Source organism: Verrucomicrobiota bacterium, from assembly GCA_019247695.1.
Taxonomy (GTDB): domain Bacteria; phylum Verrucomicrobiota; class Verrucomicrobiia; order Chthoniobacterales; family JAFAMB01; genus JAFBAP01.
In genome coordinates this window covers 19,664-28,469 of record JAFBAP010000144.1, presented here as the reverse complement: position 1 = coordinate 28,469, position 8,806 = coordinate 19,664, and the positions used below count along the sequence as shown (strand labels likewise).

At 60.3% G+C, this 8,806-nt stretch carries 8 protein-coding genes and 1 tRNA gene; 4 read left to right on the top strand and 5 right to left on the bottom strand.

The window, feature by feature from the left end; translation table 11 throughout:
- Positions 1-238: 238 nt before the first annotated feature.
- The 3 genes from JO015_16600 to JO015_16590 form a co-directional block, all read right to left on the bottom strand.
- Positions 239-1,318, bottom strand: a complete 1,080-nt coding sequence (locus JO015_16600; protein ID MBW0000719.1) for a hypothetical protein — start codon at positions 1,316-1,318, stop codon at positions 239-241.
- A gap of 255 nt (positions 1,319-1,573) precedes the next feature.
- Positions 1,574-1,645 (bottom strand) — tRNA-Lys (locus tag JO015_16595).
- A 63-nt stretch (positions 1,646-1,708) separates the two neighbouring features.
- Complete coding sequence (locus JO015_16590) at positions 1,709-2,500, bottom strand: GTP cyclohydrolase I FolE2 (GenBank protein ID MBW0000718.1); 792 nt, start codon at positions 2,498-2,500, stop codon at positions 1,709-1,711.
- Positions 2,501-2,565: 65 nt separating this feature from the next.
- Here JO015_16590 and JO015_16585 point away from each other — a divergent pair, with 65 nt between their 5' ends.
- A complete protein-coding gene (locus JO015_16585) occupies positions 2,566-3,402 on the top strand; it encodes a thymidylate synthase (GenBank protein MBW0000717.1) in 837 nt (278 codons plus the stop codon).
- Positions 3,399-3,863: a dihydrofolate reductase gene (locus JO015_16580; protein MBW0000716.1), complete on the top strand. Its 465-nt coding sequence runs from the start codon at positions 3,399-3,401 to the stop codon at positions 3,861-3,863. The genes JO015_16585 and JO015_16580 overlap by 4 nt, the downstream gene beginning before the upstream one ends.
- Positions 3,864-4,266: 403 nt before the next feature.
- On the opposite strand, the gene JO015_16575 is transcribed toward JO015_16580, so the two are convergent.
- Together JO015_16575 and JO015_16570 are read right to left on the bottom strand one after the other, a co-directional pair.
- A complete protein-coding gene (locus JO015_16575; protein MBW0000715.1) occupies positions 4,267-4,458 on the bottom strand; it encodes a hypothetical protein in 192 nt (63 codons plus the stop codon).
- A gap of 145 nt (positions 4,459-4,603) precedes the next feature.
- Positions 4,604-5,512, bottom strand: a complete 909-nt coding sequence (locus tag JO015_16570) for a class I SAM-dependent rRNA methyltransferase (protein ID MBW0000714.1) — start codon at positions 5,510-5,512, stop codon at positions 4,604-4,606.
- A 24-nt stretch (positions 5,513-5,536) separates the two neighbouring features.
- Here JO015_16570 and JO015_16565 point away from each other — a divergent pair, with 24 nt between their 5' ends.
- Positions 5,537-7,504 carry a phospho-sugar mutase gene (locus JO015_16565; protein ID MBW0000713.1) on the top strand — a complete coding sequence of 656 codons (1,968 nt, stop codon included), beginning with the start codon at positions 5,537-5,539 and terminating at the stop codon, positions 7,502-7,504.
- 96 nt (positions 7,505-7,600) lie between these two features.
- Positions 7,601-8,800 carry a DUF4105 domain-containing protein gene (locus tag JO015_16560; GenBank protein ID MBW0000712.1) on the top strand — a complete coding sequence of 400 codons (1,200 nt, stop codon included), beginning with the start codon at positions 7,601-7,603 and terminating at the stop codon, positions 8,798-8,800.
- Positions 8,801-8,806: the final 6 nt, after the last annotated feature.

Below are 8,806 nucleotides of genomic sequence, written 5' to 3'. Positions count from 1 at the left end.
ACCGATCTTAACGCGCCGCGGCCCGCGCTTCCGGCCCGCGTTCTCCCGGCGCCCGCCGCGTCCGCCGCCCGCGCCCTTGGGTTTGCATCCCATGCACAACAATCAACGTAGCGCGATCAGATCCGCTAGTGGAATTTTAACCCGCTTGCGGCGCCCAATCCGCGGACAACCGCCACCCAGCAACGAAAAAGCCGGGCTTATTGTGCCCGGCTCGTGTATCCGCGTTGCTCGCAATTAATCAGTCCGCCCGGCGGATAGCGAACCACGCGTCACCTTGCTCTTTGCTTAGTACGCGGAGGTAATGCTTGCGCGTGGTGCCCTCAGAGTTGCCCGCGTAGCGCGCCGCGGTCCCGATTGCCGTTTCGGAATTAGCTGCGAGGAAATACGAAATGCAAGAATGCCGCAACCCGTTGTTGACGCCTTCTACTCCGGAGCCGTCGATTATTTCGGTAAGCCTTTGGTAAAACTTGCGGTGGGTCCAAGGGACTACGGGACCGGTCTTCCGGGCAACCGGTTCTAGCCAGTGCCGCAACGCCGGAAGAACCGGGATGAATCTCTCGTCACCCAGATCTCGATTTGTGCGTTTAGCCACTCCGTGCGGCACCCAAATGCGCTCCCGGTCAAGCTGGACGTGCTCCCATTGCAAGACCTGATCCTCCCGCCGTTCGCGGACAAGCTCCGCTTGGCGCAAGAATCCGAAAGCCGAGAGCACGACATAAGGCAGCATGTCGATTGAGCCGGTCTGTTCGCAATGGTCGAGGATGTCGCGCAACTCGTCCGGCGTGTAAACCTCCGGCGCGTGGTACCCTATCGAGGGTGCCGCCATTTGTTCCGTTGGATTTTGCGCGATAATCCGTTGCGCTCGCGCCCAGCGGAAGAACGGCCGTAAACGTTTAAAGAAGGAGCGGCGCGTCCATCCTTCGTTTTTCGCGTCCAGGTACGCTTGGATTTCCTTTTCACTGATTTGGTGTACCGGATCATCGGCAGCAAAGTTACTGAAGTCGCGCATCCGCCAGCGGATATCGGACAAGGTGCGCTTGCTAAATTTTTTCGGCTGGCCTTCCGCCCACGCAATGTACTCGTCCACCGCCTCAAACAACCGGCGCTTGGTGACCGCGCCCGAGCCGGTCTTAAGCCAATGGGCGACGATCTCATTAATGAGATTAGGGTCTAGGGTCTCTACTTTGAGCAAGTGCCGGGCGTGCGTGATTGCCGCGTGCTCTTCGGGTGTAACGGCTTGGTTGCCGTATTGCGCCCGCTCGTTGTTGAGCTTGGCAATGAAGTCAAGCGCGGCGGACTTCGTTCGGAAGTATTTCATCTGCACCCTACTGGTAGGGCTGAACTTGGCTGGCACCCGGACGCGCCACGGGGTTGTTTCGCTTGCGAAGGGAATCGGTTTCATATCACGATGTCACCTATCACGAATATCACGCCGTATGCGTGATATGCTATCACCGTCTATCACACCAAACGCAATACAATGTGTACTTTTTCTACTTTTTATGGCGGCTAGACTGGGAAAGATTGCCAAGATAATTGGCGTAACTCCTTCGCGCCGAGTGAGTTAAAAGACTGGGTTGGGTGGGACTCGAACCCACAGCCAACGCCTTAAAAGGGCGCTGCTCTACCGTTGAGCTACCAACCCTTGGAGAGGGGACCAAAGTAATGCCATCTGCCCGGTCCGCAACCCCGAATTGCGGACGGTCGGTCAGCCCTTCTCGATCATGGCGTAAGCGTTATGGTTGTGAATGGATTCATAGTTTTCCGCTTCCACCCGGTACCAGGTGATCCGCGGGTCGCGATTTGCCCGTAACGCCACATTCCGGACCAGATCTTCGACGAACACGGGGTTTTCGTACGCGCGCTCGGTGACGGCTTTTTCATCCGGCCGCTTAAGCAGGCTGAACAGCTCGGAACTGGCCGAGCTTTCGACCATCTCGATCAGATCCTCAACCCAGATGAACGCCCGGGAACGCACATTGAACGTGACCTGGCCTCGCTGGTTGTGGGCGCCATGGACGCTGATCGCCTTGGAGCACGGGCAAAGGGTCGTAACCGGCACGATTACCGTGACGACGAAATCGATGTCGTCATGGTTGGCCGTTGCCGTAAACTTTATCGTGTAGTCCATGAGCCCTACCGCGCCTGTGACCGGCGCCGCCTTTTCGATGAAATAGGGAAATTCGAAGCTCACGTGCGCTTGGCGTGAACGCAGGCGTTTCTGCAGGTGACGCAGGATAATCTCGATGTTTTCGACGTGGACGACGGAGCCGTGCTCGTTGAGCACTTCGATAAACCGGCTCATGTGCGTCCCTTTATGGTGGTGCGGCAAGTCAACCGTCAACGAGACCAGCGCCACCGTGTTTTGGGATTGGCGGGATTTGTCCCTGACGACGATGGGAAAACGGACGTTCGTCACGCCGACCCGGTCGATCGCGATCTCCCGGTCGTCAGGCAAGTTTTGCGTGTCCACTAAGCCTGACATGGTTTGCGCATCCATGACTTGATTGAAATTCAGGTGTCTTTTGTCTTTTTCGGATTGTTTTTCAAACGGAGACTTGAACTATGGAGGGCCAACCCGGCCGCCCCGTACCCCCCTGCTTTTCCGTGAAAGAGTATCACCAACTGCTCCGGCTCGTCTTAGAAAAAGGAAAGCCAAGGCAGGACCGGACCGGGGTGGGGACGATTTCCATATTTGGCGCCCAGGCGCGGTTTGACCTTTCCGAGAGCTTTCCCCTTCTGACGACCAAACGCGTGCACTTCAAGTCGGTCGCGTATGAACTTCTCTGGTTCATTCGCGGCGACACGAACCTGCGTTTCCTGCGCGACCATGGCGTGACGATCTGGGATGAATGGGCGGATAAGAACGGCGACCTCGGCCGTATCTACGGCGCGCAGTGGACGGATTGGCGCACACCGGACGGCGGCTCGATCAACCAGTTGGAAACGGTGATTGCTCAGATCCGGCGCGACCCGTCCAGCCGCCGTCTGGTCGTGAGCGCCTGGAATCCGGGTGAACTCGCTTCGATGGCGCTGCCGCCGTGCCACGCCCTCTTTCAGTTTTATGTCCTCGACGGCAGCCTGAGTTGCCACCTTTACCAGCGGTCGGCCGACGTGTTCCTCGGCGTGCCCTTTAATATCGCCAGTTACGCCCTCCTGACCTCGATGGTGGGAGCGGTGTGCGGCTTGAAACCGGCGGAGCTCATCATCAGTTTCGGCGACCTGCACCTTTACCAGAATCATCGGGAGCAGGTTCATGAACAGCTTAACCGGGAGCCACGGCCGCTGCCGCAGTTGCGGGTGCGCCGGGCGCCGTCGCGGCTGGATGAATTTACTTACGACGATTTTGAACTTCTGAATTACCACCCGCATCCCGCCATCAAAGCCCCGATCGCCGTATGACCGCGATCGTGGCGATGACGCCCTCGCGGGTGATCGGGCACCGGAACGCAATTCCGTGGCGGTTACCGGAGGATTTGCGCTGGTTCAAGCAAACAACGCTCGGTCATCCGGTCCTCATGGGCCGGAAAACCTTTGAGTCGCTCGGGAAACCGTTGCCGGGACGCGCCAACCTCGTGGTGAGCCGGTCCTTTGAATTTCAGGGAGTCGAGATGATCCGGTCCCCGGCCGAGTTTGATCCTGGCCGTTACGAACGGGAAGTCTTCGTCATCGGCGGCGCGGAAATTTACCGGGTCCTTCTGGCCCGCTGCCGCCAACTGCTGGTGACGCACGTCAAAACGGATTACCCGGGCGACGCATTTTTTCCGGCGTACGAACACCTTTTCCGGTGTGTGGAAGAAATCCGCGACGCCAGAGAATTTCGGATCGTGCGGTACGAGCGCATGGGGAAATGCCACAAATGACGGAAGGTGTCGGGTGTCGGGTGTCGAGTGTCGAGTCACACGGCGGGCACAGCGGGTACCGCGGGCACAACGTAAGAGTTCACACGGCGGACCACGGCGAACACGGCGGGAAGGCATAATTACCCAGCACCCGATGTTCGGCCCCGAATTCGGCCCCCGGCAAGGATTACGCCGTCTTTGCCCCGGAGCGGCGGTAGCCTGGAACGTTAATGCCGAGTACGCTCGCCGCTCCGGGGCAAAGACGGCGTAGATTCTCGCGTGCCTGCCCAGCCGCCCTCACTGCTGGCCTTCCTCTTCCCGCCGTGTTCGCCGTGGTCCGCCGTGTTCGCCGTGTGAACTCAGTCGCTGTGCCCGCCAACCCCGCTGTGCCCGCCGTGTGACCCGGCACTCGGCACTCCCCTCTTCACCACGCGGTGCCTTCGTGGTGTTCTTCGCTGCTCCACGGGGTCCGGGCTTCGTGCCACGGCTGGATGTTTTCCGTCGAGCTGAGATTGGTGGCGATCTGTTCCCAACGCCGGTCCTCTTGGGTACGGTTGTCGCAGCCGGCGAGCCCGAAAATGCCGGCGACAAGTACGATAACAGTTAAAAAGCGCATATTCCCGGAGAGTTGCAGTGGCCGTTCCCGCGTGAGCAGACGGTGCGCCGTGTCTTCTCATGACCGGGCGTCGAACGCAAGCCAGTTAAGACAGGAAAAATTTCGGTTCCCGGCGTCCGTGCCGTCGCCTTGCGTTACTTCAAATTTACAATTCCGCCCAAAAGGTCTTCAGGTAATCCGAGCCTGGAAAGTCTTCGGGTATCCGGCGCGGCGCCAGGCTTGCCGAAGGCGGCAGGGCTGAGCGCAGCAGGGCCTGAAAATGCGCAGCCGGCAAACGATGAGTATTCGCGCAACAAAGGAGCGTGCCGCCCCGGTTAAGGACTCCGCGCGCCAGGTCAATCAGGGAGGGGTAATCGTGTTCGAGCTGGAAGACGTGCGAATGGCGGTCTCGGGAAAAGGTTGGGGGATCCAGCACCACGATGTCGAAGCGCCGTTCGCGGCGGTTAAGCCGCCGGAGCCAATCAAACGCATCGCCGTAAATGAAGTCGTGGGGTGACGGGTCGATCCCATTGGCGACATAATTCCGTTTGCCCCAGTCGAGGAAATTCCGGGAAAGGTCGAGGTTGACCGTGAGGGCGCCTCCCAGGGCTGCGGTCACGCCGAAACCGCACGTGTAGGCGAACGTGTTCAGCACGGTTCTACCGTTGCTGCGGCGGCGCAATTCGCTGCGGTTGTCACGTTGGTCAAGAAACAAGCCCTGCGAATAACCGGCCTGAAAATCGACCCAGAATTTGCACCCATTCTCCCGGACCAGAAAGGGACCCGTCAGCCTCTCACCGGCCAGGTGCTCAGGGGTCTCCCGTTTTTCCGGCGACAGCAGCTTGCGGTACACCGACCGGTAGCCGAGTTCGGGTGGAAACGGCGGGAGCGGGAACCCTGGGCGCGTCTGAACGAGCCAGCTTCCGGCGAAGGCATCGATTGTGATACCGTCAAGCTCGTCGCCGCGGCCGTCGACCAGCCGGAAGGCATCCGTCTCAGGCGGCAACGTTTTCGCTCGCCGCCGGTGGGCGGCAAGAATTTTCTCGGAACAGAGTTTGGGGATTTGCGAATGCATTCGGGGAAGCTAGATCCTGACATGATGACGAATGATCAGCTCGAAGCAATAAGCCGGGCGGTCGAGGCGGGCCAGCTGTTGGGGACGAGTGCGCACAACATCAGGCAACTTCTCGCCGGGGGCAATAACTCCGTGTACCGGGCGTCGATCGAGGAACTGGTATCCCGAAAACTCTGGTCGGAACTCAACGACCGGTTTTTCAAAGCACTCGCGTTCGGCACCGGTGGCCTCCGCGGACGCACGATCGGCAAAATCGTCGCTGCAGCCGAACGGGGCACAGTACCCGCGGGTGCCCGCCCGGAATTTCCGTGCATTGGAACCAATGCGTTAAATTTCTACAACGTGAGCCGGGCCACCCAGGGTCTGGTGCATTATGCTCGCGCGCATCTGGGGACAAAAACCCCTCTGGGAGGTAAAGCGCCGGAAGCGCGCCCCAGCATGGTCATCGCCCATGATACCCGCTATTTTTCCCCTGAATTCGCCGGGTACGCGGCAAAAGTGGCGTCCGAACTCGGCTGCGACGTTTTCCTGTTTGAAGGCCCGCGTTCAACGCCGGAGCTCTCTTTTGCCGTGCGCCATACCAACGCCATTGCCGGCGTGGTGATCACCGCCAGCCATAATCCTCCCCACGATAACGGTTATAAAGTTTACTTCTCGGACGGGGCGCAGGTGGTGGAGCCGCACGCTTCAGGAATCATCGCGGAAGTCAACCGGGTCGAAAGCGAGGTTTACCGCGCCGTGACGCAATCCGAACGCGGGAAAATCACGGTGCTGGGCCCGGAGTTCGATGAGCTTTACAAACAGCGGCTCCGGACGCTTGTCCTGCGGCCGGAGATCATCGCTGCGCAGAAGGATTTAATAATTGTGTTCACGGCCATTCACGGGACCGGCGGCACCATTTCGGTCCCGTTGCTGCGGGAACTGGGCTTCCGGGTATTGACGGTGCCCGAGCAGGACAGCCCCGACGGCGGGTTTCCGACCGTAAGATCACCTAACCCGGAAAACGCGGAGGCGCTCAGCCTTGGCATGGCGCTGGCCGATCGCGAGCACGCCGATCTCGTCATCGGAACCGACCCGGATGCCGACCGGATGGGGGCGGCATACCGGGATCGGCACGGAAAGGTGCAGCTCTTATCGGGGAACCAGCTTGGGACGTTGCTCGCCTGGTACCGGATCCGGACCCTGAAGGAGCTCGGTGTCCTGACCCCGGAGAACGCCGGTCGCGCCGTGATCATCAAGACCTTCGTGACGACGGACCTGCAGAAGGTCATCGCGCTGGCGGAAGGTCTCCGGTGCGTGGAAACCCTGACCGGCTTCAAATACGTCGGGGCGAAACTGGCAAAATACGAGCACGCCCTTCCGGAACTCCCGCAGTTGCAATACCGGTCGCTGTCCGAGGAAGAGACCCGCCGTTTGCGGCTCGAGAAATCGACGTATTTCGTGTTCGGCGGCGAGGAGAGCTACGGTTACAGCGGCGCGGATTTCGTTCGCGACAAGGACGCCAACAGCGCGGTGATGATGTTCGCGGAAGTGGCGGCGTACGCAAAGGCTCAGGGCGTGACCCTCGATGACCTGCTGGACCGCATTTACCTCCAGTTTGGCTACTACCTGGAACAGAGCAACTGGCTGGTACTTGAAGGGGCTGAAGGCGCCGCCAGGATCAAACGATTGGTCGAAGCGTATCGGGCGAATCCGCCGGCGACCCTGGACGGCGCCAGGGTAACGGGCATCCGTGACTTCAGCGGGGGCGGGATCACCGATAGCGAAGGCGACCTTATACCGAAGGAAAACATGCTCATGCTGTTCCTCGAGGACGATCGCCGGGTGGTGGTTCGCCCTTCCGGAACGGAACCGAAAATGAAATTTTACCTGTCGGGCAAGCGTGAAGGGTTGAATGAACAGACCCTGCCGGCGGCAAAGGCGGAGCTTGCCGCCGCCTTGAACCGTTTATGGGCCGAGCTGGAGGCCGATGCCAAAACGAGAGCGGCGTAAGGTCGAGTCCCCGCCCGGATCATCTCACGTCTCGCCGCCGCCGCCAGCCGGCCGGAGCGCGTTGCGGCGGCGGGCTGATCCTGTAAAATCGCTTCCTTGGAAAAGCGTTTTCTTGTCCGGCTGAAAACCTGGACAGCCTTTCTTCTCGGTACGGGCCTGCTGCTGAGCGTGGCGGTAGCGCAACCGCTGCGTGAAGGGCAGGCCATCCAAGTGCCGCGCCTGTCGGACGAGGCCCGCGTTTCGCTCGTGACATATAGTCCGGGCGAAGAGCTTTACACCGCCTTTGGGCATAGCTCGATCCGAGTCCAGGACGACGAGCTCGGGTTTGACCGGCTCTACAACTACGGCACCTTCGATTTCGATACGCCGAACTTTTACCTGAAATTCGCCCGGGGCGACCTGCTTTACCTGCTGGCGGTGGGGCCTGCCCTGGCCGAAATGAGTGAGCGGGGTGAACTGGGTCAGGGAGTGACCGAACAGGTGCTGGATCTGACCCCGGACCAGAAGCAGACCCTTTTTCGTGACCTCGAGATCAACCTGTTGCCCGAGCATCGGGGGTACCTTTACGACTTCCTGTTCGATAATTGTTCGACCCGGATCCGGGATGCCTTCGAGAGAATCCTCGGCCAACCCTTGGTGGCGACGGTAACCCCGGGCCAAACCTTCCGCGGGATGCTTGACCCGTACCTGCAGCGGATTCCGTGGACCGGGTTCGGCCTTTACCTTTTGCTCGGCGCCCGGGTGGACCGTCCGGTTGACCCGCACACCGCCTCCTTCCTGCCGGCAGACCTGGAACGTGCCGTGCTCGAGGCCCGGGTGAACGGCCGGCCTTTGGTCTCTGAACACCGCCGCTATTACGAAGCGCAGCCCCTGCCGCAACTCCCGCCGTGGCTCGAACCATTGCCGGTATTGCTCTGCCTCACGGTGGTGTGGCTCGCCGTTTGGTTCGTGCGAAGGCGCGGCCGTTGCGCCCGGCTTTCGGCGGCGTTCTTTTTCCTGGTTGGGCTGGTGGGCGCTTTTATTCTGACGTTTTCCCTGTACACGCGGTACGCCGTGGCGCACCAGAATTGGAATTTATGCTGGCTCTTTCCTGCCCACGCAATCGCCGGCGCATGGCTCTATCTGAAGGCTGCGGCGCCGCCGGCCTTTCTGCGATGGTACTTCGGCCTGACCGCCGTCGCGGTTGCACTGCTTGCAGTCACGTCGCCGTGGTTGCCCCAGCGATTCCTGCTTGCGGATTACCTGTGGATGGCTTTGGTGGCGTGGCGCAGCTGGCTTGAATTTCGTGCCGGCTAGCTTCCC